Here is a 24,374-nt window from a genome sequence, read left to right as displayed (position 1 = left end):
AACGCTTCGGCGCTAGATTCAACGATTCATCTCACACGAATAAATACACTCAATTCAGCTTTAATTATTCATCTAAAGCATCACCAATCGACTCTATTTTTTTAATTCAGTTATCCCTACTTTCAAGCAAATCATAGACCACAAATAATCGTGCTGAATTTTCTCAGCACAATAAGCTTTGTGCATTTTACTTTAGATGGCTTTTTTAAAATTGTTAATCAGATTGGTTTGGGTTAGCTGTGGACGGTCTGTACCTTTATAAATACATAAATATTTAAAAACACTATCTAAAGATACCGAAAGTTTTTTCTGTTCCGACACCGACCAAACTTTTGAATTATTTCGACCCGATAAAGCACTGCCATTTAACTGATATAAATACAGATCATGCTCACGCTGTAAAGGCTGCTTGCGACCGTTTGAATAGCTATCAAGCAGAAGTTGACAGGGTGAGTTAATCAACCACTTGTCACTGAACCACAATTGCAGCAAATCACCCAAATATAAAGCTTGCGTGCCTACGGGCCAGACTTGAATAAAGGCATCTTCAACTGCGGTTTGATAACGCTGCGGGTCTTGTAAAATAGACAAATAGTTATTTTGATAAAAAGATAAATTTGAAAAAATTTCAGCAATTGTTAGCGTACGCATGCGCGTTCTCCTGTTTAGCCATTTTAGTGCTGGCAAGTTGGTTTTAAATCCACACTATTTGAACTTTCATTCAAATGTTCTGTTCTGGATTTAATCTAACAAGCGAAGTTTAGCGGTGCAAGTTTTTTTAGCATTTTTGCTTCATTTGTCTAAATAAAAAGCATACAGCACACAAATTAAGGAATGATGACAGTTTTAGCTTGACCGTCTAGAAAATCTCCTTATAATCGCATGCAGATTCTCCAATAGCTCAGTCGGTAGAGCGACGGACTGTTAATCCGCAGGTCCCTGGTTCGAGCCCAGGTTGGAGAGCCAAATATCAAAAAGCCCACAGCATTAAAGTGGGCTTTTTTTTGGCTCAAATATTTGATCTACAATGTTATATTGCGTCAGGCACAATTTGCATAGCTTTGGATCAAATTTTAAATTATTCCACGCCGTCTTTAATTTTCAGCATGATCGAACATGAAAAATAATTCATTTAAACCCATAAGACCTAGAGCTTAAAATCAAATAAAAAAAGCGCATCGAGATGCGCTTTTTAAAATTAACAAGCTTAAATATTTTTAACGTTTCGGCAACGGAATATACTGTGACGTATTATTTTGTGCTTTACGCTCACCCACCACAACGTCAAGCGTTAATGGCTTCTCGCCTCGTACCACGGCTATTTTGATCGTACTATTCGGTGCTTGTAAAGCCACATAATTAATTAAGTGCGAAGCTGAAGTAATGGCCTCACCATTCACTTCAATAATCTTATCGCCTTTCTTCACTCCTGCACTTGCAGCAGGCCCATTCGGGAGTACATCTGCAACCACCACGCCTGCTTGCTTCGGCTCAAGAATATTATCTTGCTGTATCGGCATTAAGCTAATACCCAACCAACCGCGCACTACACGTCCATCTTTTAAGATGGAATTCAAAATTTGCTGACACACTTTAGCTGGAATAGCAAAACCTATCCCGAGCGATCCACCGGATTGAGAGAAAATTGCGGTATTCACCCCAATTAAGTTACCCGCCACATCAATCAGTGCACCGCCTGAATTACCCGGATTAATGGCTGCATCGGTCTGAATGAAATCTTCATAGGTATTAATGCCTAAATCTGAGCGATTGGTGGCCGAGATAATCCCTTGTGTCACGGTTTGTCCTACGCCAAATGGATTACCAATGGCCAGTACCACATCACCCACATCATTCCCACTAAGCTTAAACGGCAAAACAGGCAATTCATTTAAGTCAATTTTAATCACTGCCAAATCAGAATCAGGATCTGTTCCAATGACTTTGGCAAGCGCACGACGACCATCGTTTAATCCCACAACAATCTGATCTGCCTGCGCAATCACATGATTATTCGTTAAGATATAACCATCCGAGCGCACAATCACACCTGAACCCAAACTATTTTCATTGCGTTCTTGCGCAAATTGTTCGGGCAGTTGATCCCCAAAAAACTCCTGAAAAGCAGGATCATTTAATAAAGGATGCTCAACTTGTTTAACTTTTTGCGTGGTAAAAATATTAACCACGGCAGGCGCGGCTACTTTTACCGCAGCACTATAAGAGTCAATACCACCAGCACGTTTGGTATCAACCAAAGGCTCAATTTTCTCTACAGGCATTTTGATGCCATCGGCAGCCACTTGTGATTTCGGTTTTTGATATTGTTGCCAACCCAAGAAACCTAAAGTGACCAGAATAAGTAAAACCCACGGTAACCATGAAAATGTGCGGCGCACGTTAATGTCCTCTAATTTTTTAATTCGTTGATGACTCAGTCATTTATGCCACATTGTAAAATGAAATCACAGAGGAAACATAAAAACAGCACAAGAGTTTTGTATGCTTTAGTTACAATTAAAAATATGTTTTGATGATGGTTAATCTTTAGGTGGATGATAAATTTATGGCAAAACTCAGTGACATTATTCAATGGTGCAACCAAACCTTAAAAGCAGCTGAGTTCAAGGACTATGCGCCAAATGGTTTACAAATTGAAGGCAAAGCTGAAGTACGTAAAATTGTATGTGCAGTGACCGCCTCACAAGACGCCATTGATGCAGCAATTGCACAAGGTGCGGATATGCTGTTGGTTCATCATGGTTATTTTTGGAAAGGTGAACCTTATCCAATTACCGGTATGCGTGGAAAGCGTATTAAAAGCTTAATTCAACATGATATTTCTTTGGTCGGCTACCATTTACCTTTAGATTCCCACCCAACTTTGGGCAATAACGCAGCATTGGCTGAAATTTTAGGTTTACATAATATAGAACCCTTAGATGCAACTGAACGCTACCCCATTGGCAATATTGCTTATTTAACCAAGCCAATGTCACCTGAAGCCTTTAAACAGCATTGCACTGAACGCTTGGGCTTTAATACGCTTCATTTGCCTGCTGCAAAAACTCAGATTCAAAAAGTAGCTTACTGCACAGGTGGCGCACAAGATTTTATCGATAAAGCCGCTGCGCAAAATTGTGATGCGTATATCTCGGGTGAAGTAAGTGAACGCACTTTTTATGAAGCCAAAGAGTTAAATGTACATTATTACGCCTGCGGGCATCACGCAACAGAGCGCTACGGTGTACAACGTCTTGCAAAGGCTATTTCAGAACAGTTCAATATTGAGTATAGTTATTTTGAATTAAACAATCCGATTTAATTTTTAAAACACGTGCGTTTGGCATTTTGCTGTATACGTATCACTTCAGCTTTGATTGTGTATGGTTATTTATAAGCAATGCGCAATTTAGCCGAAGAATCTATTACAATAAAGCACTTAATGTCAAAACCCAGCACAATGCAAGGAATTGAAAAATGACAACGATTACTTTACCGGCACTTCCATACGGTTACGAAGATCTTGCTCCACACATTAGCAAAGAGACTTTAGAATACCATCATGACAAACATCACAACACTTACGTTGTGAACTTAAACAACCTAATTAAAGGCACTGAGCTTGAAGGCAAAGAATTAGACGAAATCATCACCACAACTGCAGGTGATTCGGCTAAAGTCGGCGTATTTAATAACGCAGCACAAGTTTGGAACCATACATTTTACTGGAACTGTATGGCTAAAAATGGCGGTGGTAAAGCCACTGGTGTTTTAGCTGCGAAAATTGATGAAGCTTTTGGTTCGTATGAAAAGTTTGCTGAAGAATTTGCCGCTGCTGCAACCACGCAATTCGGTTCGGGTTGGGCATGGTTAGTGGCTGACGAAGTAAATGGCAAACTTTCTATTATGAAAACAGCCAATGCAGATACCCCACTTGCTCACGGTAAAGTTGCAGTATTGACGATTGACGTTTGGGAACATGCTTATTACATCGATTTCCGTAATGCGCGTCCTAAATACATCGCTACTTTCTTAGAAAGCCTAGTGAACTGGGACTATGCCAATGCTAAATATGCAGGCCAAGAAGCTGGTGTAGAAAAATAATTTAAGTTTTCTCTTTAAAAAAACCGCCCTAATTGGGCGGTTTTTTGATTTTTAAGCCTTATCTGCATATTTATAAGGCAAATGATTCATTTATTTAGCTTTAGCAGTTGACGCGCCCTGCTTTCATGCCTAAAATGCGCATCAGATTCTCCAATAGCTCAGTTGGTAGAGCGACGGACTGTTAATCCGCAGGTCCCTGGTTCGAGCCCAGGTTGGAGAGCCATCTATTCTTCCATAGCTCAGTTGGTAGAGCGACGGACTGTTAATCCGCAGGTCCCTGGTTCGAGCCCAGGTGGAAGAGCCAGATTCTAAAAAGCCCACTTATTCTAAAGTGGGCTTTTTTTATGGATATTTTTAAAATAATAAATTCCATCATATTACAAGCTTGGCAGTATTGAGATTCACCCTTATGCTTCAAGTCTTCATAAGCGATTAAAAATATATAAAATGAACTTACCTTGGCTTAAATCTCTGCTGTTTTGGATTATCCTTATTATCGTTATCGTGCTCATTTTTCAATGCAGCCAAAAGTCAGAAGCCAATAAAACAGCCTCCACCTTGATGTATGAAAAACTGTATCAATGCACAGGTGAACTCAAAAACTCACAACACGCCACGTTAATTCAACATATTCAAAACTCAGTACAAGCGCAAATGAAACAAGCGGACTTAATGCAATTGCTCAGTCAATGCCGAAAAGCCAATCCTGTAAAATCTCAACTCGACTATATCAATGCCATTAAAAGTTTAAAATAATCGTTAATCAGATTACTTTTAAAACACTCAAATCATTTTCAGGTTTTTTTTAGCGATAAGCGCTTGACCCAGATCGCTGCGATACATAGAATGCGTACAGATTCTCTAATAGCTCAGTTGGTAGAGCGACGGACTGTTAATCCGCAGGTCCCTGGTTCGAGCCCAGGTTGGAGAGCCAAATTCTAAAAACCCACTCTTTTGAGTGGGTTTTTTCTTAGCTCATCGAAAGACAAATATTGTGCTTACTTCAAGTCAAATTATATTTTTAATGATTGGGTGTATCGCAACTCTTGCCATATTCCTACTCATCAGTCTTGAAAAAATTAAATTACAAGGTGATGTGGAAACGGATAGCCCTAAAAAAGAATATTATGCTAGACCGGTGATTAGTCATTTTGAAATTAAAATGTTTGAACGCTTAAAAAAAGCCTTTCCAGATCATCATGTTTTAACACAGGTCGCCTTTAGTGCATTAGTGACCAGCAACTATATGGCAACCCGCAATAAATTTAATCGAAAAGTAACCGACTTTGTGATTTTAAATCACCATCTTGATGTGGTATGCATTATTGAACTAGATGACCCAACGCATGTGGGTAAAGAAAAGGAAGATGCAAAACGTGATGCCATGCTAGAAGAAGCCGGCTACACCGTACTGAGATACACCAAAATCCCCTCAGTGCGACAATTGCAAAAAGACATTCATTAAATAATTAAGCATAAAAAAAAGTATCTGACTAGGATACTTTTTTTAAACTTCACTTTCAGAGCACACTAAAATCAGAACAGCGCAATAAAAATTCCAATAAAAATAATTAATCCTATCCAACGGTTATGACGAAATGCCCAGAAACAGTGCTGCGGATTACGATCTTTGGTTTTTAACCACTGGTAAATAAAGTCAGCAAGCACCACCAATAAAGCAAGCAAGCCATAAGGAAATAATAAATGCTCTATATATAATGCAAAGCCAATCAGTAGCACACTGATGAATTGCAGTAATGCAATTGTAGCAATATCATATTGGCCAAATAAAATTGCAGTCGACTTCACACCAATTTTTAAATCATCTTCTCGATCCGTCATGGCATATTGAGTATCATAAGCCACCGTCCAAGCCAAATTTCCAAAATACAGTAACCAACAAGTAAGGTCGGGCGTTTGTCCAACTGCGGTATAGGCCATCGGAATCGACCATGAAAATGCCGCACCTAAAAATACTTGCGGCAAATGCGTGTAGCGCTTCATAAAGGGATAAATAAAGGCTAAAAATAATGCGCCAAAAGACCAATAAAAGGTTTCTATCGGCAAAAATAACAATAACATGGCACTGGCGGCCACAAGTATCAAAAACACCCAAATTGCTTCTATCGGCTGAATAATACCGGTTGCCAAGGGGCGGTTTTTGGTTCTGGCCACCGCACCATCCACTTTGCGATCTGCAAAATCATTAATGGCACAACCCGCGGCACGCATAAAAATCACGCCTAAAATCATCAACAATAGGATGTTTAAATCAGGTGTGCCTTGGGATGCAATCCATAAGGCCCATAAGGTGGGCCAAAACACCAATTCAGTACCAATTGGTTTATCGAAACGGCATAAATAGTAATACGCGGCCAAACGCTCACGCCACGTTGTGTGTTGTGCAGTATGCATGAATGATCCTAACCCAATGACTATTCTGTATTTTATGATGAAGTATTTGGCTGAATAAAGTGCTCAAACGCAGGTAAAAAAGTTTCCTGCACAATAAATTTACAGCCATGCCAAGTATAACAACTTTGCCGTGTCCAACCTTCCTCTAGCAGAATGACACGGCGTTCACAATGTGGCTGTGTACGTTGAAATAAAAACCAGCCAATCGGCTTTTTACCAATATGTTGAAATATCCGTGCACGTGCTTGTAGGCTTAAAATGGGAAAAATACTTTTGGCTTTCACCCACGGCAGCTCTTGGCAACCATACAAGTAGCTTTCCCGTACCCACGAGGTATGTTGAGGCGGCATGTTCATCCAGCGACTATCAACTAAACGTAAGCGCTGAAAATGCTCTTTAATCGGTTTAACACTAAACTCCCCGCCTGCTAAATCTTTAAGCTGTTGGGTTAACGAACCTGATGCATATAACCATGCTTTTAATTCAGCAGGAAGTTGCGAATCCTGTATCTTACATGCCTGCTTATGTTGCATAGACCGACTGCTCTTTAAAGATGATTTTTTAAATGTGATGTACTGGCGCTTAATTTATGCATTATTTTGTCACCACCTTGGCCAAATGCAGCACCTTGCATTTCACCTAAAGTAATAAAATAAGGCAAAATCAGCACTTATCGGTCTTTGCAATCACTTCAAATTTCCCACTGGCGGTTTTATGCAGAATAAAACCCTCAGAGCTGAGAAAAAAATACTCAGGATAAGCATACTCTAAAGCCAATGCCGGATTTTTTAAGGCCACGAATTGCGCCTGCTTATAGCCTTCCGGTGTACGCCCAAGTTCGATATAAACAACCGTGGAAAAATTCATTTTAAAGCCCTTGCTGTGATCTTGAATATCGACCCAAGGGTAAAAGCTGGTTTCTTTTTTACGTTGTGCCATAGGTTTTCATAAAATGATTGAATACTAAAGCCATCATACAAAAAAACCCGCACAAGGCGGGTTTCTTTTTGCTTAAATTCGCATATGAATTACAAGCTGTAATACATTTCAAATTCAACAGGATGCGTCGTGGTATTTAAACGACGAACTTCTTCACTTTTCACATCGATATAAGCATTCAACATATCTTTAGTGAACACACCACCTTTTAACAGGTAGTCATGATCAGCCGCAAGTGCTTCAAGCGCCATTTCTAAGCTATGTGCAACTGTCGGAATTTTCGCTTCTTCTTCAGGTGGAAGATCATACAAGTTCTTATCAGCAGCTTCACCTGGATGAATTTTGTTTTGAATCCCATCAAGACCAGCCATCAACAATGCGGCAAAACCTAAGTACGGGTTCATCATTGGATCTGGGAAACGCGCTTCAATACGTTTGCCTTTCGGACTTGATACGTAAGGAATACGAATAGAGGCCGAACGGTTACGTGCTGAATACGCCAACATAATTGGTGCTTCGTAATGTGGCACTAAACGTTTATATGAGTTTGTCGATGGATTGGTAATCGCATTCAATGAACGCGCATGCTTAATCACACCACCAATGAAATACAGCGCCATTTCTGACAGACCTGCATATTCATCACCTGCAAACAAGTTCTTGCCCTCTTTGGCAATCGAGATGTGAACATGCATACCCGAACCGTTATCGCCGACCATTGGTTTTGGCATAAAGGTCGCAGTTTTTGCATATTGATGGGCAACATTCCACACCGCATATTTAAACTGTTGCACTTCATCGGCTTTACGCACCATGGTATTGAAGCTGACACCAATTTCTAATTGGCAAGAGGCCACTTCATGGTGATGCACTTCAACACGGCCAGGCCCCATAATATCTTCAATTTTTGCACACATCTCTGCACGCATATCATGTGAAGAATCGACCGGTGGAACGGGGAAGTAACCGCCTTTAACGCGCGGACGATGGCCTGAGTTACCCGCTTCATAATCTTTACCAGTTGACCAAGCCGCTTCTTCAGCCACGATGGTGTGACGAGCGCCGGACATATCGATGTCCCATTTCACTTCGTCAAATACAAAAAATTCTGGTTCAGGGCCAAAAAATGCAGTATCACCAATTCCTGTCGACTTTAAATATTCTTCAGCACGACGAGCAATAGAGCGTGGATCACGTTCATAACCTTGGCCGGTAGATGGCTCAATGACATCACAAGTCACAACCACTGTAGCTTCAGCAAAGAATGGATCAAGGAAACAAGTCACTGGATCTGGACGTAAAATCATGTCCGATGCTTCGATACCTTTCCAGCCGGCAATTGAAGAACCATCAAACATTTTGCCGTCTTCAAAGGTATCCTCATCAATACTGTCTGAAGGATAGGTGACGTGATGTTCTTTACCTAGGGTATCCGTAAAACGAAAATCGACCCATTTTGCGCCACTTTCTTGGATGAGTTGAAGGACCTTGTTCGCCATGCTCATTTTGCTCCGATGATTTTTTATTGCACATGCTAAGTGCGCGTCAGTAGTTGATAAAGATAAAGCAATTTGCATACCAACTTTTAAAAGCAAAGTAAAAACCATAAATTCTTGATTAGAATCGTCGATTTTAGGATTTTGCTTTTTCGCTATTATACTGTGTACTAAGCCAAATGCACCATATTCACTCACTCTTCATCATTTTTGATAAGAAATTTTTAGTGAATGTCTCAAAATAGTGCAACCGAGCTTTTAAAAAACTTAACTGGCCTTTTTTCTTCAGTTTTTAACCCACACAGCAGTGCTAAAATTAAGGCATAAACGCTCAATTAAGCACCAATACTGACTAGTTTTTTGCTGTACAAGCTTTTATTGAAGATTAAAATTCGTGTGGCTTATTTTAATGCGATCAAGAGCGTTCCGTGTTGTAACTCTGTGCGTTAAATTGAAGTGCTCGGTAAATTCATCTGTCTTGATGTTGCTTAGCGTTTGAAAATTTCCATGACTTAAGCTTGGTAATTTAAAATTCATGATTGCAACTGAAGTGAAACCAATCAATTCTATTCAATCGTCGCTGCACATAAATCAGCTTATATATAGATAAAGAATTCTCTAAAATCATTATCATGCAAATAGTTCAGCAGAAAATGTTGATTTTTTGCTATGATTATTCACCCTGCATTTTTAATTTTTATGAATCGGCTTTATTTATAGCAAGCTTCTGATTAAAAGATTGATCATTCAGGCTCTTCTTGGACTATTCAAGCACACTCAAGTGACTAAATTTCAATAGGTTATCTCATGCTTTTAATGATCGACAACTATGACTCTTTTACCTATAACATCGTGCAATATTTTGGCGAGTTAAATCAAGAAGTAAAAGTCGTGCGTAATGATGCCGTGACATTGGAAGACATTGAACGATGGCAACCGAAGTATTTGGTGATTGGTCCTGGCCCCTGTTCACCTTCTGAAGCCGGTATTTCTATTCCTGCGATTCAGCACTTTGCCGGTAAAATTCCACTGCTGGGTGTATGTTTAGGTCATCAAGCCATTGGACAAGCTTTTGGCGGCGATATTATTCGTGCCAAAAATGTGATGCATGGACGTTTGTCTGATATGTATCACAGTGATCAAGGTATTTTTAGCAATCTGCCCTCTCCATTTTCTGCAACGCGTTATCATTCATTGGTGATTGATCAAGCCTCGTTGCCAGAATGTTTAGAGGTGACTTGCTGGACCAACGAGAGCAATGGCAGCATGGAAGAAATTATGGGTGTCAAACATAAGACATTGCCAGTTGAAGGCGTGCAGTTTCATCCTGAATCTATTTTGAGCCAACATGGCCATCAGATCTTCCAAAACTTCCTCGAAATTTATGCATAATGAGCGTCGTGAAAAATTATGAATCTTCAACAAGCATTAAATCATATAACTAAAAATATCCATTTGACCCAAAGCCAAATGGAAGAAGTCATGCGCAGCATCATGAATGGTGAAGCAACAGATGCACAAATTGGTGCGCTGATGATGGGCTTACGCTTAAAAGGCGAAAGTATTGATGAAATTACCGCAGCAGCACGGGTGATGCGTGAATTTGCCATTAAAATTGATGTCAGCGATGTGCCGTATTTAATTGATATCGTCGGTACAGGCGGTGATGGTCAAAACTTATTTAATGTCTCAACTGCATCTAGCTTTGTTATTGCTGCGGCGGGCGCCACCATTGCCAAACACGGCAATCGCGGTGTGTCTTCAAATTCAGGCTCATCGGATTTGCTGGAACAAGCCGGAATTCATCTGGACTTAAACATGCAACAAACTGAACGCTGTATTCGTGAAATGGGCGTTGGCTTTTTATTTGCACCCAATCATCATAAAGCCATGAAATATGCTGTAGCACCGCGCCGAGAATTGGGTATTCGCAGTATTTTTAATTTACTTGGCCCACTGACCAATCCGGCTGGCGTAAAACGCTTGGTGATTGGGGTATTCTCTAATGAACTTTGCCGCCCGATTGCTGAAGTCATGAAACAACTTGGCGCTGAACACGTCATGGTGGTGCACTCTAAAGATGGTTTAGATGAAATTAGTTTAGCTTCAGCCACTTATGTCGCAGAACTAAAGCAAGGTGAAATCAGCGAATGGATGATCAATCCTGAGGATGTCGAGATTGAGTCACAAACGCTGACCGGTTTAATGGTTGAAAATTCAACTGAAAGTCTGGCATTGATTAAAGATGCTTTAGGCAAGAAAAAATCAAAAAATGGTGAAAAAGCAGCCAACATGATTGCTTTAAATGCAGGTGCAGGCATTTATGTTTCAGGTCTAACCAAGGACTATAAACAAGGCGTGGCATTGGCACATGACATTATTTATGGTGGACAAGCTTTAGAAAAAATGAGCGTTTTGTCTGAATTCACCAAAACACTCAAAGAATATCAAGCTTAAGAATTGACAGGAATCAATGTGATGACCGATATCGCCAATACCATTTTGGGTAAAATTATTGCACGTAAACACGAAGAGTTTGCCCTGCGCTTAAAACAATACAGTTTAAAAGATCTAGAAGAACTGGCGCGCATCGCCTCTCCGGTGCGTGGCTTTGCTGCTGCCTTACAGGCCAAACGTCCAAGCGTCATTGCGGAAATCAAAAAAGCCTCTCCATCAAAAGGCGTGATTCGCGAAAACTTTAATCCGGCCGAAATTGCACAGCAATATGAACACGCCGGTGCTGCTTGTTTATCGGTACTGACCGATGTTGATTTTTTCCAAGGTGCGGATGAAAATATTGCCCTTGCACGTAACAATTGTGCGCTGCCGACACTGCGCAAAGATTTTTTAATTGACCCTTACGGCGTGATTGAAGCACGCGCTTTACAGGCCGACTGTATTTTACTGATTGTGGCGTGTTTATCTGATCAGCAATTAGAAGAAATGTCACACACTGCATTTGAGCACAATTTAGATGTGTTGGTGGAAGTCCATGATGAACATGAGCTAGAACGCGCTATGCGACTTTCAGAGCGCTGCATTTTAGGCGTGAACAATCGTAATTTAAAAACCTTTGAGGTCGACTTAAACACCTCACTGCGTTTGAAAAAACAACTTCCTTCTTCACGCTTATTGGTCACCGAAAGCGGTATCGCTACACCAGATGATGTCCACATGATGCAGCAGCATGACATTCATGCCTTTCTAGTGGGTGAAAGTTTTATGAAACAGCCACGTCCAGATTATGCTTTTAGCGCATTATTTGGTCAGCCTGAAACAATTTAATTAAGAGCGATTATGAGTAAACATGATTCCTCGCTTTCTAAAGGTCAGTTTGATTTACTCAACGCCTTTAAAAAGCAACTGACGGCAACGTCCGCCAAAAATAGTGCTGTTGAAAAGCAAGCCGCACCTCAAGCTGACACTTCTGCTGCGCCTGAAGATAGCGCTGAGCTATTTCGACAGTCGGTGCAAGGGGTCAAAAAAATGGCCGCGGGCAATAGCGCACAGCTTGAAAAAAGTCGAAAGAAAAAGCCTGATAGCCAAATTCTAGCCAAGCGTGCTTCAGCCACTGGCCCAATGTTAACTGAAAATGCTGAACTGTCTGATACTCAAGCCATGCTCAATCCGGTGGCCAGTCAAGCCACGCTCAGCTATCGCATTGGTACGCTGCAACATAAAGTCTTTGAAGATTTAAAAGCCGGCAATCTGCGTTGGTTTGAAGCAGTGGACTTGCATGGCTGTACGGTGGAAGACGCGCGCAGCGCGGTACTACAAATTATTCAGATGGCCAAAGATGACAATCAAAATGTCATTAAAATTGTGCATGGTAAAGGCCCACAAGCCATTTTAAAGACTTATGTGAACGGTTGGCTGCGTCAACACCGTGACGTTTTGGCCTTTGTCAGTGCGCCAGAAAAGCAAGGCGGCACCGGTGCAGTTCTGGTCTTGCTGAAACGCAGTGAAAAAAACCCTAAATTTAAACAGTAATCGGGAAAAATTTTCCTAAAACAGGGCATTTTAGCGGTTTTCTGCTACAATGCCGTCCTTGTTCAATATCAGTGTAAGTGAACACGTCTTATGTCTATGCAGCAATCCTACGCCAACATTTTAACCGCCGTTGGTGAAGATCTTCATCGTCCAGGTCTGAAAGACACACCTATGCGTGCTGCTAAAGCTTTTTCGTATTTAACGTCTGGTTATAGCAAAAGCTTAGAAGAAGTGACCAACAATGCGGTCTTCCCGTCCGATAACCACGAAATGGTTTTGGTCAAAAATATTGAATTTTATTCACTGTGTGAACATCATTTATTGCCGTTCTACGGCCGTGTACATATTGCCTATTTACCTGAAGGCAATGTTTTGGGTCTGTCTAAATTTGCACGTATTACCGAAATGTTTGCGCGTCGTTTACAAATTCAAGAACAGTTAACCCAACAAATTGCAGAAGCTGTGGCTGAAGTGACTCAAGCGCGCGGTGTTGCAGTGATGATTGATTCTGCCCATATGTGTATGATGATGCGCGGTGTGGGTAAACAAGAATCCACCACACGGACTGTGTCTTTTATTGGTGACTTCAAAACCAACAAAGATGATCGTCGTGAGTTTCTATCGGCCTTGCCTGAAAATATTTAAGATTTTTACTGCTTAAAAGCTCCGAATATTCGGGGCTTTTTTATGTTCAATTCTTTAATTTTCAACCGCAGAGTTCATCTTTTAGTGTATCTTTTTAAGTATTCTTAAAGTGTAGACAGATAAAAATTATCCCATTGCTGCCTGCGCTGAAAGATAGAGGCACATTTTCTTAGTAACCAAGATAGGTGATCTTGTAAAAATTATTTAGAAGTTATCTAAATAAATCTTATTGTTTCAACCCTCTAAAAATAATTAGCTTACATTGAAATGATTAGAAACATAGCATTTCAAACTGCCGCGCGTTAAAGCGCTACATTGTTGAGGCATCTTTCATTTCTACTTATTTTAAATGTTGATATCACTGCATAAGGAGTAAATACATGGCTACTGTGAAGAAAAAGCAAGACAAAGCGCCCACAGCGACAGATCAAAAAACCAAGTCTAAATCAGCGTCAGCGAAAGACTTAAAAGAAAAAGACAGTAAAGCAAAAAAATCAAAAAGTGAAAGCAAAGAAAAGGATACAAAGAACAAAGCTGAGGCTAAAACCAAAGACAGCAAATCGAAAGATAAAGAGGTCAAAGACAAGGATTCAAAGGTAAAAGATAAAGATGCCAAAGCTAAAAAAGCCAAAAACAAAGACGCTAAATCAACAGATCAGGACGGTAAAAGTAAAGATTCAAAAATTAAAGACAAAGATGTGAAAAATAAAGATTCAAAACCCAAAAAGACCAAATCAAAAGATAAATAATTACATAAGGCGCTGCACAATCCAGCCCTGATCAAACATCAGGACTGGATTGCATGTTACTCAATATTGCACGAGGCTATAGGTACGCTATTCTCAATATTTTTGGCGCAGTTTATGCGTATATCGCTTAAAGCTGCACTAACTTTTGGCTGTACCATATTAAAAAAATCTCACATACCCCACACTGGTTTCATTCCAGTCTTTATGGTCTTGTTGTTGGTATTGCCATTTTAGACGAATTGCATTTTGATTATTCAACACATATTGCAGTTGGGTATTGAGTTTCAACTGCCATTGCTGTGAGTCTTGCCAATAGGGTAATTCTAGCTGTAGCAAACTATTGATTTTATCCGACCAAATATTTTGACAACCTACAGTCGGACCCAGACCTATGCGCCATGCTTTATCTAAAGATTTTCCAACTTGTAAGTGATTTTGCACTTGGGCATAGCATATATGCTGACGTGCTTGATCGGCATAGCTATAGCCCATTTGGACCTTTAAATTGGCCACCCCATGCTGCTGACTTTCACTAAACTGCCCTTCCGGGGTTAATGCTTCTTGCTGCCAGCCCAGATTAAACCCCCAACTCAGTGGTGTTTTAAATGGAGTAATGGGGTTATAAGAATTAACTGCTAAAAAGTCAAAATGGTTGAGCTTTAGTTGATCATCACGATATTGGATTGAACCATCCCAAAACAAGAGCTGTGTGCCTATCCGTAAACCGCCTTGAGGGTCAATTAAATCATGATAGGCCTGTCGGTGCTCTAATTGGATAAAGCTCTGGTCTTGTATTTTCCCACCGGTTAGCGTCAGATGACGTGCATCGTGTGCTTGAGTAGGATCAACGCGCGGCTGTACCGGAGCTTGGCGCTGTTTTTCCACATCAATTTGACTACGCAAACTTAATAATTGGCGCAATTGTGGCTGAGCAAAGCTGGCTTGCACTTTACGCGCGGTAAATTTCAAATAGAGATCGTCATAAGCCATTTCTAAAATTTTGGCACGATCTGAAGCTGAATACGACTCTAAAATTTTCATTCCATCTTCTGACTGTGCAAAAGCCACTTGATGTGCCACTTTAGCCAATTGCTTACCATGTTGTCTGGCTTGTGCCAATAACTGCGTCTCTAACGCAGGTCGGTAGATCACCTCTTGCACCAAGCCTTGTTGTTCGATGGCTTTAATGGTTTCTAGTGGAATAGCAGCAACCTTAAAATCTGCACTTAAATTGAGCGAAGGTCGTACCAAATCCATTAAACCCAATAACCGATAAGCACAATTATCATTGACAAAATAATAAGGGAAAGTGACATGTTTCATTTCCCAAATGTGTTTAACCAGAAATTGCGTTTCAGATTCAGTTAAATTTAACTCATATTCCCACAAGTCACGACTTTCTAAGTCGCCATATTCTTTCACTTTACGGTAATACGGCATTAAGGAGTATTCACCCGGATAGTCTCCGGTTAAGCCTTTCCAAGCAAAAGACCAACTGTCACTATCGGTGACACTGGCCGCATAATTGACCGCATAAGAAACTAAATTTAATTGCTGCTGATCTTTTGGATCAAGACGCAATAAAGTATGCCCGAACATGGAACTGGGATTACCCATAAAGTCGGTGGCATAAATGAGTGTGGCTTTATAGGGTTTAATTTGCCCCATCCATGTGTCTAATTCTGGACAGTTTATTGTAGGAAGCTGCGACTGCTGAATATTTAATTTCTGGATTAACCAGTCACTACGTGCAGGAAAAATACAACGAACTGATTGATTGGGAGCTGCATCTTTAAATAAAGCCTGAATATTGGTATGTAATTCTTTTTTTAATTCGGTCTGACCGTTTGCGGCAAGAAAATAACTAGAATAAGTAACCTCGCTCTGCCCTTTGCTATTGGCATACATCAGTCGTTGCCAAGTAATCTCTTGGTCTAATTTTTGCTGTTCAGCGCGATGTATATAAGCGTCTACAATAGAGACTGGCGTGGCTGAATAAGCCGCTATAGGGAATGCTAAACAAAGAACTAACGGCAATAATTTCATTTAAATCTTTTATTTAGAGGTTATATTATTTATTGAATAAAAAAACCCCGTCACAATGACAGGGTTTTTATTGCACAATTATACGTAAGCTTTTAATACGTCATCTTGAGCCATAACTGCTTGTAGCGATGCCAACACTTGTAGAGAGTCTTGGTTTTGTGCTGAGTAAATTTCAGCAAAGTTCTGTTTAGATACAGCAAAGAAACGTGCTTTATCTTGTGATTGAATGTTTAATAATTCAGCCAATACATTCAGGCTTTCACCTTGACCTACAGCCATATCGCGCGCTAAAGATTCAGCATTTTCATTGGTAAAAGTCACTGCTTGTGCAGTCACTGTACCCGTACCGCTACAGCCCAATGTACCAAAAGTAATACCGAATACTTGGTTTAAAAAGATACCATTGGTGGTTGCAGCTAAGATTTTAGGTACTTTACCTGATTGACCTGCCCAAACTTGTGAACCAATACCACAGCCCACATCTCGATCTGCAAATGCAGCGGTAGAACCAAGCGCCACGACTGCAACTAAAGCTAATTTTTTCAACATGGGTATACTCCAGAATTTCTTATCGGTTTGTTTTTAATTATTTACAGTTGTGTAATCACTTCATTACACGTGACTAAGATAGCGGTATCTGACTTATAAGGCAAAACATTTTATATTAAAATCAGCATATTTAGATTTTGCAAATTTTATTGATCTTTTAACTGCCAACCACCTTGTTCATCACGATTGCCGAGGATTTTTAACACCAACACCAAACTCAACAATAACAATAAATACCATGAACCTAATTTACCCCAACCGACCATATGCCAAGCATCCACTTGACTGGGATATAACCAAATCTTATAAAAGGTACTGATATTTTCTGCAATCCAAATAATGAAAGCCAACAGCGCCAGCACTGGCAACAGCGGAAGTTTTATCTGATGGTGTTGTAATTGAAAATGAATTTTAGTCCGCCAGAAAATAATCACACTCCACGCAAACAGCAACAAACGAATATCGGGCCAAAAGAATTTGCTCATAAAATTAATATAAGAAAGCACGGCCAAAGTGATCATATTAAAGAAATGAGGCAACTTTTCAAATGACACTCGATACAACCTTAATGAGCGCGCTAAAAAGCTGCCCACCGCTGAATACATAAATCCAGCAAATAGCGGTACGGTTAATATTCTAAACACGGCCGGTTGTGGATACTGCCATGAGGCAATCTGAGGATGGGTGAGGAAAATTTCCATCACCATCGCCATCAGATGGAATAAGGCAATAACTTTGGCCTCTGCCCAAGATTCTAATTTTAAATACAACAAACACACTTGAATAATCAGTGCGTAAAATAATAAATAGTCGTAGCGAAAAAAGCCAAAAAACTCTTGGCTGGCCATAGATGAAGTGAGCGCAAAAGCAATCAGCAATAAAATCCCAAATAAGGCAGCCGAAGCTGCCTTAAATGAGAACTCAAAACATGATTTTAAAAGACGAATCAAGATTGAATCCTAACAATAGATTGATTTACAGGATCTTAGAGATATTTAGCGCTATATTCATGCACGGTATCAATAAAGATTTTCGGTTTATCCGGATCAACCCATTGGGTAATACCATGGCCTAAATTGGCAATATAACCCGTGGTTTCACCGCCCGCATAAGCATCATCAAGCATCGCTTTGGTGGCTTTTTCAATTGCGGCCTTGCTACCATATAACGTGGCAGGATCTAAATTCCCTTGTAAAGCCACACGTCCATTGACAGTTTTACGCGCCACATTTAATGGCGTGGTCCAATCTAGCCCCAAGGCATCTGCACCACTGGCCACCATTGGCTCTAACCATTGACCGCCACCCTTGGTAAACAAAATCACCGGAACTTTACGCCCTTCATTTTCACGTTTTAAACCAGCAATAATTTTTTGCATATAATTTAATGAGAATTCGATATATTCACGATGCGCCAGCGCGCCGCCCCAACTGTCAAAAATTTGTACAGCTTGTGCGCCGGCATCAATTTGTGCATTTAGATAATCAATCACAGCCAACGCTAGACGATCAAGCAGCGCATGCAGTACTTCCGGCTGTGCATACATCATTTGCTTGGTATAACGAAAATCTTTGCTTGAACCACCTTCAATCATGTAGGTCGCCAGCGTCCATGGACTGCCGGAAAAACCAATCAATGGCACTTGTCCACCTAAGGCGGAACGAATGGTGCTGACCGCATTCATCACATAATCAAGATCCGATGCGGCATTGAAATTGGGTAAATTGGCCACATCCTGTTCAGTACGAATGGTTTTATGGAATTTTGGCCCTTCACCCGCTTCAAAATATAAACCTAACCCCAAAGCATCGGGGATGGTTAAAATATCTGAAAACAAAATCGCGGCGTCTAAGTCATAACGACGCAAAGGCTGTAACGTGACTTCACAGGCAAAGTCATTATTTTTACATAAGGAAAGAAAATCACCTGCGTGCGCACGCGTTGCACGATATTCAGGCAAATAACGCCCTGCCTGACGCATCATCCACACCGGCGTACAATCTACAGGCTCATGCATTAAGGCACGCAGAAAACGATCATTTTTTAGAGCCGTCATTTACTTTCCCATCTCATTTTTAAGCTTTGTACCATCATAGCAAAAAGGTAGAAATTTTAATAACTTCTATCGTATCTAAAAACAGATTAAGATAAATGTAAAATATTTTTTACACAAAACAAATACTGCACATCCTTAATTTTTCTGCAATACTCGTGTAGTTTTATCACATTGTTAATGAATGATTCTTAAGGTTGAATTACATGTTTGTTCGCACATTACTCGCTATGAGTTTAAGCTGCATTTTTGCAGGTAACGCGTTTGCTGCATCTACTGCTGAACAACCGCTTGCTCCTCAAAAAATTGCCAATATCGCGGTTCAAGACCCCATTGATCCTCTGGCGACGGATGCAGCATCCAGTGCTCAAAGCAGCAATGAAACTCAGATCACACAACAAGAACAGCAAGACTTAAATAAGGCTTCAAAAACCTTACAAGATCTTGAACGATCTGAAAATAACAGCGATGAAATTGGTACAGCTCCGAGTGCGCCTAGTCCTAAGACCTCAGCGCCCGTTAGTACTGCAAGTGCAGCTGCAGCCAAAGCCTCTTGGACCTTAGAGGGTCTAAATAATGCTTCTTGGTATGAAAATATTGGTAAAGGTCAATTCCCAGTTTACGCGCGTGCGCATGTTATGTTGAACAACGCACATGCCTCCCCTGGTGCAATTGACGGTTCAAGCGGTAAAAATACCCTTAAAGCGATTGCTTCATTTCAACAAATGAATGGCTTAAAACCCACCGGTACTTTGACTCAAGAAACATGGGACATGCTACTGGCGAAACAAGGTGCTAAACCCGCTTTCATTGAATATAGCATTACAGATGCAGATTTGAGTGGGCCGTATGCCGCTTCTATTCCGCATGACTACGCCTTACAGTCAAAAATGAAAGGACTGTATTACACACGTAATACCGAAATGTTAGCTGAAAAGTTCCACATGGATGAAGACTTTTTGAAAAAGTTGAATCCAAAGGCGACATTTAAAAAAGCCGGTGAAAAAATCCTTGTGGCCAATATTCGCAATGAAGTTCCAGAAGATATTCATCTGATTGTGGCGCATAAAGGTGCCAAACAACTGTACTTATTTAACAGTCGTAATCAAATGATTGGATCATTCCCTGCCACGATCGGTAGCTCAGACACACCGTCTCCAGCAGGTACTTATAAAATTACCGGTGTTGCACCAAATCCTTGGTATAGCTATTCACCAAGTAACTTTGTGCAAGGTAAAAACACCAAGCCATTGTCTTTACCACCGGGTCCAAATGGTCCAGTGGGCAACATTTGGATTGGTTTAAGTAAAAAATCTTTTGGTATTCACGGTACGCCTAATCCATCTGCGATCTCAAAAACAGCATCGCATGGTTGTATTCGTTTGACCAACTGGGATGCCAATGATTTAGGTAAAAAAGTTAAATCTGGTGTAACCGTTAAATTTCTTGAATAACTCATCCTTTAATTATTAAAGCCCACAATAATGTGGGCTTTTTTTACAAAAAGTAAAAAGTCATTTGTTTAAAAAACACGCATAATCGTGACCTATATTGAAAAAGATAAAACATAACTATAAGTAAATGGGCATAGATACACGATGAATGGCTTTTAAGGCTGAATATTATTTTTATAGCCCGATATGATCATTCTAATTTTAAATAATAAAGGGCATCAAAGATGAATGCTTTTCTGCATCAGAGTGAAAATCGAGGTCATGTCAAAGCGGATTGGCTAGACACCAAATATAGTTTTTCTTTTGGTGGTTGGTATAACCTCAACTATATGGGCGTGGGCGTTTTGCGTGCAATTAATGATGAAACTATTGCTCCACAGCATGGTTTTGCACCGCACAGCCACAGCAACATGGAAATTTTAACCTGCGTGCTAGAAGGAACCATATGCCATAGCGACAGTCTAGGCAATGAACGCCATATTACTGCCGGAGAGTGGCAGCTGATGAGCGCAGGTCAAGGTGTGCAGCATAGTGAAATGAACCAAAAGAATCATCCAGTGCGTATGCTGCAAATTTGGATTCATCCGAATATTCAAGATACAGAACCGCATTATCAACAGATGCGATGTCATTCCCATGATCAACCCAATCGGTGGCATTTAATTGCCAGTGCGTTTTGCACTACTGCCATGTGTATACAACAGCAGACCGAAATCAAAACTGCTATTTTGGAAAAATATCGCCATTTAGCGGTACAAGCCACACAAAAGGTCAATTATATCCATGTGATTGCTGGGAAAATCTCCATTGAAGAGCGGATTTTAACAGCAGGTGATGCACTGCTGTTTGCAGAAGATACACAGATTAAAGCCTTACAAGACAGTCAATTGATTTGGTTTGATCTTCCAGAAATTTAAGACCCAATAAATTAAGTGAGCTGAAGCAAAGTATTCAAGCACATGAATAAAAAAACTGAGCAAGATGATTTGAATATTAAATGAAAGCCATCGCCTTAATCTAAAAAATATAATCCAGTGGCTCTGTACTGCATAAAAGCTATAACCTTAAAGATAAAATTTATTTTAATTTTTTATGTAAATTACAATCCAAAAAATAAAGATAAAAAAAGACCCTTGATGATCAAGAGTCTTTTTTAATATTTGGCGGAAGCGGTGAGATTCGAACTCACGGAGGACTCACACCCTCGTCGGTTTTCAAGACCGGTGCATTAAACCGCTCTGCCACGCTTCCATGTGCGCCATAATACGGATGTTTTTAAAAACTAACAAGTAAAAATTACAACTAAACCATTCAAATGAATATTGTTTCACCAAATGCTTATAATTTAGCCGCCAATTCTGCACCTTCACGGATAGCCCGTTTTGCATCTAACTCTGCTGCCAGTTTTGCGCCACCAATAATATGGTAATTAGCCAACGTATTTTCGTCTTTAGCCGGCATAATCTCTTTAATTGACTCTTGCCCGGCACAGACCACGATGGTATCCACGCGTAACAGTTGGTCGTGACCATCCATTTCAATCCATAAACCTTCGTTGCTCACCGATTTATATTGCACACCGCGTAGCATTTTTACGGCGTGTTTTTTCAATTGTGCGCGGTGTACCCAGCCCGACGTTTTACCTAAACCTGCGCCCACAGGAGTAGTTTTACGTTGTAGTAAATAAATTTCACGCACTGGCGCTTCAAGCTGCGCAGCTTGCATCCCGCCTTCTGAGCAATAATTTGGATTGGGATCAATGCCCCACTCACGTTGCCAATCGGCTAACGGTTGCGGTTGTGGCTGATGTTCAGGTTTCAATAAAAATTCCGATACATCAAACCCAATACCGCCGGCACCAATCACTGCCACCTTATGGCCTACTGGGGCACCGCGCAACACTTCAGCATAAGACAGAACTTGCGGGGCATCACTGCCAGTAATTTTTAAACTACGCGGCACCACACCTGTGGCGACAATCACTTCATCAAAGCCTTCACGTTCCAGTTGCTCGCGATTCACTTTGGTATTTAAGCGCAGCTCAACACCCGTTTTTTCAATTTGCACTTTAAAATAGCGAATGGTCTCATGAAATTCTTCTTTACCTGGCACCACTTTAGCCAAGTTAAACTGCCCACCAATTTCATGACTGGCTTCAAACAAAGTGACTTTATGACCACGACTTGCAGCCACAGTTGCAGCTGACATACCAGCCACACCACCACCCACCACCGCAATTTTCTTCGGTTTTTTGGTCTTTAGATACAACAATTCTGTTTCATACGCCGCACGCGGATTAACCAAACAGGTGGCACGCTGATTTTTAAAAGTATGATCTAAACAGGCTTGATTACAGGCGATACAGGTATTAATTTCATCGACACGATTGGTGGCGGTTTTATTGACCCAAAAAGCATCGGCTAAAAATGGACGTGCCATTTGAATCATATCGGCTTTACCGGCCGCTAAAATCGCTTCGGCTGTGTCCGGCATGTTAATGCGGTTAGAGGCAATCACTGGAATAGCGACATGCTTTTTCACTTCAGCGCTGTAATCTGCAAATGCGGCACGTGGCACCGAAGTGACAATGGTCGGAATACGCGCTTCATGCCAGCCAATACCGGTATTTAACAGTGTCACACCAGCTTTTTCTAAAGCTTGCGCAACGATAATCACTTCTTCCATGGTATTGCCGTCGTGTACTAAATCCAGCATCGACAAACGGAAACAAATAATAAATTTTTCACCAACTTTTTCTCGTACTGCCTTCACAATATCGACCGCAAAGCGCATACGATTTTGAATATCACCGCCCCAACGATCGCTACGCTGATTGACATGACGGCTTAAGAACTGGTTGAGCAAATAGCCTTCTGACCCCATAATTTCTACGCCATCATAGCCGGCTTTTTTCGCAATATGCGCAGTATGTGCATAGTCATCAATGGTGGCTAAAATCTGTTTTTCGCTCATTTGGCGCGGTTTAAATGGCGAAATAGGCGATTTAATGGGACTCGACGACACCACAAAAGGCTGATAACCATAACGTCCAGCATGCAAAATTTGCAGTAAAATTTTTGCGCCATGCTTATGTACAGCATGCGTGACTAAACGGTGCGGTGCGACATCGGCAATGTTACTCATGGTGCCGCCCGCAGGCAGTAACCAACCTTGACGATTCGGTGAAATACCACCGGTGATGATCAGCCCAACGCCGCCTTTGGCACGTTCTTCAAAATAAGCCGCCAATTTAGGATAGTTATAAAAACGGTCTTCTAAGCCAGTGTGCATCGATCCCATGACGACGCGGTTTTTAAGCGAAGTGAAGCCTAAATGAAGCGGCTTTAATAGATTTTCATAGCGATTTGTCATCATCAATCCTTTTTAGTTTAGCTTTGCAACTTGTTGCATAACACTTTACCGACTTTTTTTATTTTGTTTATGGCATTTGTTGCAACATTCTTCAACTGAACAGTCAATCCAGACAAAAAATAGGGCAATGCTTAACATTACCCTATTCTTTTTAGCCTTAAAGCCTAAAGCTTAGGCTTGCCAATCTTTTAATTTAGAGGTGTGACCAATACCGACATTAAAACAATTGCCCGGATCTAAATGTTGGTAATGCTGCTTTAGCGCAGGCTTAGCCACATATAAATGCCCGACATTATGTTCTGCCGGATACTCTGCACCGCGACCATCCAATAAATGCCACATTTGATGCTCCATCGCCACAGGATCAACGCCTTTTTTCACAATATAATCTTGATGAAAAACATGACATAAAAAATGACCGTAATACAATTTATGCAGAATCAAATCATCCATGTCTTGCGGCAACGTCTCCACCCATTGCGAATCATTACGGCGTAAGGCGATATCTAAAGCCACAATATCTTCCACTTCACTGCGATGTGTATCCCGATAACGAATG

The 24,374-nt window shown here is 40.7% G+C and carries 23 protein-coding genes, 5 tRNA genes and 1 pseudogene; 16 read left to right on the top strand and 13 right to left on the bottom strand.

Features of this window, described 5'->3' with window-relative positions:
* Window positions 1-192 precede the first annotated feature (192 nt).
* On the bottom strand, window positions 193-651 hold the full coding sequence (locus SE27_RS06110; protein WP_039621748.1) for a hypothetical protein: 459 nt from the start codon (window positions 649-651) through the stop codon (window positions 193-195).
* 239 nt (window positions 652-890) lie between these two features.
* On the opposite strand from SE27_RS06110, the gene SE27_RS06105 reads away from it, so the two are divergent.
* A tRNA-Asn gene (locus SE27_RS06105) sits at window positions 891-966 on the top strand.
* Between the two features lie 251 nt (window positions 967-1,217).
* On the opposite strand, the gene SE27_RS06100 is transcribed toward SE27_RS06105, so the two are convergent.
* On the bottom strand, window positions 1,218-2,399 hold the full coding sequence (locus tag SE27_RS06100) for a S1C family serine protease (protein ID WP_039621745.1): 1,182 nt from the start codon (window positions 2,397-2,399) through the stop codon (window positions 1,218-1,220).
* Between the two features lie 167 nt (window positions 2,400-2,566).
* Between SE27_RS06100 and SE27_RS06095 the strand changes: the two genes are divergently transcribed.
* From SE27_RS06095 to SE27_RS06065, 7 genes are all read left to right on the top strand, one after another.
* A complete protein-coding gene (locus SE27_RS06095; RefSeq protein WP_039621744.1) occupies window positions 2,567-3,325 on the top strand; it encodes a Nif3-like dinuclear metal center hexameric protein in 759 nt (252 codons plus the stop codon).
* 155 nt (window positions 3,326-3,480) lie between these two features.
* The gene (locus SE27_RS06090; protein WP_039621742.1) at window positions 3,481-4,107 is read left to right on the top strand and encodes a superoxide dismutase; all 627 of its coding nucleotides are present in this window, start codon (window positions 3,481-3,483) and stop codon (window positions 4,105-4,107) included.
* A gap of 147 nt (window positions 4,108-4,254) precedes the next feature.
* Window positions 4,255-4,330: transfer RNA gene (locus tag SE27_RS06085), tRNA-Asn, on the top strand.
* A gap of 5 nt (window positions 4,331-4,335) precedes the next feature.
* A tRNA-Asn gene (locus SE27_RS06080) sits at window positions 4,336-4,411 on the top strand.
* 143 nt (window positions 4,412-4,554) lie between these two features.
* Window positions 4,555-4,863, top strand: coding sequence for a hypothetical protein (locus SE27_RS06075; protein WP_039621740.1), 309 nt, complete (start codon window positions 4,555-4,557; stop codon window positions 4,861-4,863).
* Between the two features lie 102 nt (window positions 4,864-4,965).
* Window positions 4,966-5,041 (top strand) — tRNA-Asn (locus tag SE27_RS06070).
* 60 nt (window positions 5,042-5,101) lie between these two features.
* Complete coding sequence (locus SE27_RS06065) at window positions 5,102-5,572, top strand: DUF2726 domain-containing protein (protein ID WP_148308922.1); 471 nt, start codon at window positions 5,102-5,104, stop codon at window positions 5,570-5,572.
* 71 nt (window positions 5,573-5,643) lie between these two features.
* Here SE27_RS06065 and ubiA read toward each other — a convergent pair whose 3' ends face one another.
* The 4 genes from ubiA to glnA all read right to left on the bottom strand — a co-directional run bounded on the left by ubiA (window position 5,644) and on the right by glnA (window position 8,966).
* A complete protein-coding gene (gene ubiA, locus SE27_RS06060) occupies window positions 5,644-6,522 on the bottom strand; it encodes a 4-hydroxybenzoate octaprenyltransferase (protein WP_039621739.1) in 879 nt (292 codons plus the stop codon).
* Between the two features lie 32 nt (window positions 6,523-6,554).
* On the bottom strand, window positions 6,555-7,055 hold the full coding sequence (locus tag SE27_RS06055; RefSeq protein WP_039621737.1) for a chorismate--pyruvate lyase family protein: 501 nt from the start codon (window positions 7,053-7,055) through the stop codon (window positions 6,555-6,557).
* Window positions 7,056-7,185: 130 nt separating this feature from the next.
* Window positions 7,186-7,461 (bottom strand): hypothetical protein, encoded by a 276-nt coding sequence (locus tag SE27_RS06050; RefSeq protein WP_039621735.1) that lies wholly within the window; start codon window positions 7,459-7,461, stop codon window positions 7,186-7,188.
* 89 nt (window positions 7,462-7,550) lie between these two features.
* The gene (gene glnA, locus SE27_RS06045; protein WP_171160663.1) at window positions 7,551-8,966 is read right to left on the bottom strand and encodes a type I glutamate--ammonia ligase; all 1,416 of its coding nucleotides are present in this window, start codon (window positions 8,964-8,966) and stop codon (window positions 7,551-7,553) included.
* Window positions 8,967-9,764: 798 nt separating this feature from the next.
* Between glnA and SE27_RS06040 the strand changes: the two genes are divergently transcribed.
* From SE27_RS06040 to SE27_RS06015, 6 genes are all read left to right on the top strand, one after another.
* Window positions 9,765-10,349 carry an anthranilate synthase component II gene (locus SE27_RS06040; protein ID WP_039621733.1) on the top strand — a complete coding sequence of 195 codons (585 nt, stop codon included), beginning with the start codon at window positions 9,765-9,767 and terminating at the stop codon, window positions 10,347-10,349.
* Window positions 10,350-10,367: 18 nt separating this feature from the next.
* Window positions 10,368-11,414 carry an anthranilate phosphoribosyltransferase gene (gene trpD, locus SE27_RS06035; protein ID WP_039621731.1) on the top strand — a complete coding sequence of 349 codons (1,047 nt, stop codon included), beginning with the start codon at window positions 10,368-10,370 and terminating at the stop codon, window positions 11,412-11,414.
* Window positions 11,415-11,435: 21 nt separating this feature from the next.
* Complete coding sequence (gene trpC / locus SE27_RS06030) at window positions 11,436-12,242, top strand: indole-3-glycerol phosphate synthase TrpC (RefSeq protein ID WP_039621729.1); 807 nt, start codon at window positions 11,436-11,438, stop codon at window positions 12,240-12,242.
* Between the two features lie 12 nt (window positions 12,243-12,254).
* On the top strand, window positions 12,255-12,947 hold the full coding sequence (locus tag SE27_RS06025) for a Smr/MutS family protein (RefSeq protein WP_039621727.1): 693 nt from the start codon (window positions 12,255-12,257) through the stop codon (window positions 12,945-12,947).
* Between the two features lie 96 nt (window positions 12,948-13,043).
* Complete coding sequence (gene folE, locus SE27_RS06020; protein WP_171160745.1) at window positions 13,044-13,592, top strand: GTP cyclohydrolase I FolE; 549 nt, start codon at window positions 13,044-13,046, stop codon at window positions 13,590-13,592.
* A gap of 380 nt (window positions 13,593-13,972) precedes the next feature.
* Window positions 13,973-14,341 carry a hypothetical protein gene (locus SE27_RS06015; RefSeq protein ID WP_039621724.1) on the top strand — a complete coding sequence of 123 codons (369 nt, stop codon included), beginning with the start codon at window positions 13,973-13,975 and terminating at the stop codon, window positions 14,339-14,341.
* A 159-nt stretch (window positions 14,342-14,500) separates the two neighbouring features.
* Here the strand turns inward: SE27_RS06015 and SE27_RS06010 are convergent, their stop codons facing one another.
* The 4 genes from SE27_RS06010 to hemE form a co-directional block, all read right to left on the bottom strand.
* Window positions 14,501-16,387, bottom strand: a complete 1,887-nt coding sequence (locus SE27_RS06010) for an Lnb N-terminal periplasmic domain-containing protein (RefSeq protein WP_039621722.1) — start codon at window positions 16,385-16,387, stop codon at window positions 14,501-14,503.
* A 78-nt stretch (window positions 16,388-16,465) separates the two neighbouring features.
* The gene (locus tag SE27_RS06005; RefSeq protein ID WP_039621720.1) at window positions 16,466-16,936 is read right to left on the bottom strand and encodes a DUF3015 family protein; all 471 of its coding nucleotides are present in this window, start codon (window positions 16,934-16,936) and stop codon (window positions 16,466-16,468) included.
* Between the two features lie 146 nt (window positions 16,937-17,082).
* Window positions 17,083-17,886 (bottom strand): DUF817 family protein, encoded by an 804-nt coding sequence (locus tag SE27_RS06000; protein ID WP_039621718.1) that lies wholly within the window; start codon window positions 17,884-17,886, stop codon window positions 17,083-17,085.
* A gap of 35 nt (window positions 17,887-17,921) precedes the next feature.
* A complete protein-coding gene (gene hemE, locus SE27_RS05995) occupies window positions 17,922-18,992 on the bottom strand; it encodes a uroporphyrinogen decarboxylase (protein WP_039621716.1) in 1,071 nt (356 codons plus the stop codon).
* 203 nt (window positions 18,993-19,195) lie between these two features.
* Here hemE and SE27_RS05990 point away from each other — a divergent pair, with 203 nt between their 5' ends.
* Together SE27_RS05990 and SE27_RS05985 are read left to right on the top strand one after the other, a co-directional pair.
* Window positions 19,196-20,443, top strand: coding sequence for a L,D-transpeptidase family protein (locus SE27_RS05990; protein ID WP_039621715.1), 1,248 nt, complete (start codon window positions 19,196-19,198; stop codon window positions 20,441-20,443).
* A 224-nt stretch (window positions 20,444-20,667) separates the two neighbouring features.
* Window positions 20,668-21,360 carry a pirin family protein gene (locus SE27_RS05985; protein ID WP_039621712.1) on the top strand — a complete coding sequence of 231 codons (693 nt, stop codon included), beginning with the start codon at window positions 20,668-20,670 and terminating at the stop codon, window positions 21,358-21,360.
* A gap of 244 nt (window positions 21,361-21,604) precedes the next feature.
* Here SE27_RS05985 and SE27_RS05980 read toward each other — a convergent pair.
* From SE27_RS05980 to SE27_RS14430, 3 genes and pseudogenes are all read right to left on the bottom strand, one after another.
* Window positions 21,605-21,694, bottom strand: a tRNA-Ser gene (locus tag SE27_RS05980).
* An 87-nt stretch (window positions 21,695-21,781) separates the two neighbouring features.
* Complete coding sequence (locus tag SE27_RS05975) at window positions 21,782-23,818, bottom strand: FAD-dependent oxidoreductase (RefSeq protein WP_406564540.1); 2,037 nt, start codon at window positions 23,816-23,818, stop codon at window positions 21,782-21,784.
* A 168-nt stretch (window positions 23,819-23,986) separates the two neighbouring features.
* Window positions 23,987-24,374: pseudogene (locus SE27_RS14430) on the bottom strand (D-lactate dehydrogenase); the annotation flags it as partial.

The organism is Acinetobacter harbinensis (assembly GCF_000816495.1).
Classification (GTDB): domain Bacteria; phylum Pseudomonadota; class Gammaproteobacteria; order Pseudomonadales; family Moraxellaceae; genus Acinetobacter; species Acinetobacter harbinensis.
Note: the sequence above shows the minus strand (reverse complement) of the source record. Positions and strands in the feature narration are given on the sequence as shown.

What these genes read in the sequence shown, in the direction of transcription:
- SE27_RS06110 (WP_039621748.1), bottom strand. Translation starts at nt 651, where the DNA reads ATGCGTACGCTAACAATTGCTGAAATTTTTTCAAATTTATCTTTTTAT.
- SE27_RS06095 (WP_039621744.1), top strand. Translation starts at nt 2,567, where the DNA reads ATGGCAAAACTCAGTGACATTATTCAATGGTGCAACCAAACCTTAAAA.
- SE27_RS06090 (WP_039621742.1), top strand. Translation starts at nt 3,481, where the DNA reads ATGACAACGATTACTTTACCGGCACTTCCATACGGTTACGAAGATCTT.
- SE27_RS06075 (WP_039621740.1), top strand. Translation starts at nt 4,555, where the DNA reads ATGAACTTACCTTGGCTTAAATCTCTGCTGTTTTGGATTATCCTTATT.
- ubiA (WP_039621739.1), bottom strand. Translation starts at nt 6,522, where the DNA reads ATGCATACTGCACAACACACAACGTGGCGTGAGCGTTTGGCCGCGTAT.
- SE27_RS06055 (WP_039621737.1), bottom strand. Translation starts at nt 7,055, where the DNA reads ATGCAACATAAGCAGGCATGTAAGATACAGGATTCGCAACTTCCTGCT.
- SE27_RS06050 (WP_039621735.1), bottom strand. Translation starts at nt 7,461, where the DNA reads ATGGCACAACGTAAAAAAGAAACCAGCTTTTACCCTTGGGTCGATATT.
- glnA (WP_171160663.1), bottom strand. Translation starts at nt 8,966, where the DNA reads ATGAGCATGGCGAACAAGGTCCTTCAACTCATCCAAGAAAGTGGCGCA.
- SE27_RS06040 (WP_039621733.1), top strand. Translation starts at nt 9,765, where the DNA reads ATGCTTTTAATGATCGACAACTATGACTCTTTTACCTATAACATCGTG.
- trpD (WP_039621731.1), top strand. Translation starts at nt 10,368, where the DNA reads ATGAATCTTCAACAAGCATTAAATCATATAACTAAAAATATCCATTTG.
- trpC (WP_039621729.1), top strand. Translation starts at nt 11,436, where the DNA reads ATGACCGATATCGCCAATACCATTTTGGGTAAAATTATTGCACGTAAA.
- SE27_RS06025 (WP_039621727.1), top strand. Translation starts at nt 12,255, where the DNA reads ATGAGTAAACATGATTCCTCGCTTTCTAAAGGTCAGTTTGATTTACTC.
- folE (WP_171160745.1), top strand. Translation starts at nt 13,044, where the DNA reads ATGCAGCAATCCTACGCCAACATTTTAACCGCCGTTGGTGAAGATCTT.
- SE27_RS06015 (WP_039621724.1), top strand. Translation starts at nt 13,973, where the DNA reads ATGGCTACTGTGAAGAAAAAGCAAGACAAAGCGCCCACAGCGACAGAT.
- SE27_RS06010 (WP_039621722.1), bottom strand. Translation starts at nt 16,387, where the DNA reads ATGAAATTATTGCCGTTAGTTCTTTGTTTAGCATTCCCTATAGCGGCT.
- SE27_RS06005 (WP_039621720.1), bottom strand. Translation starts at nt 16,936, where the DNA reads ATGTTGAAAAAATTAGCTTTAGTTGCAGTCGTGGCGCTTGGTTCTACC.
- hemE (WP_039621716.1), bottom strand. Translation starts at nt 18,992, where the DNA reads ATGACGGCTCTAAAAAATGATCGTTTTCTGCGTGCCTTAATGCATGAG.
- SE27_RS05990 (WP_039621715.1), top strand. Translation starts at nt 19,196, where the DNA reads ATGTTTGTTCGCACATTACTCGCTATGAGTTTAAGCTGCATTTTTGCA.
- SE27_RS05985 (WP_039621712.1), top strand. Translation starts at nt 20,668, where the DNA reads ATGAATGCTTTTCTGCATCAGAGTGAAAATCGAGGTCATGTCAAAGCG.
- SE27_RS05975 (WP_406564540.1), bottom strand. Translation starts at nt 23,818, where the DNA reads ATGATGACAAATCGCTATGAAAATCTATTAAAGCCGCTTCATTTAGGC.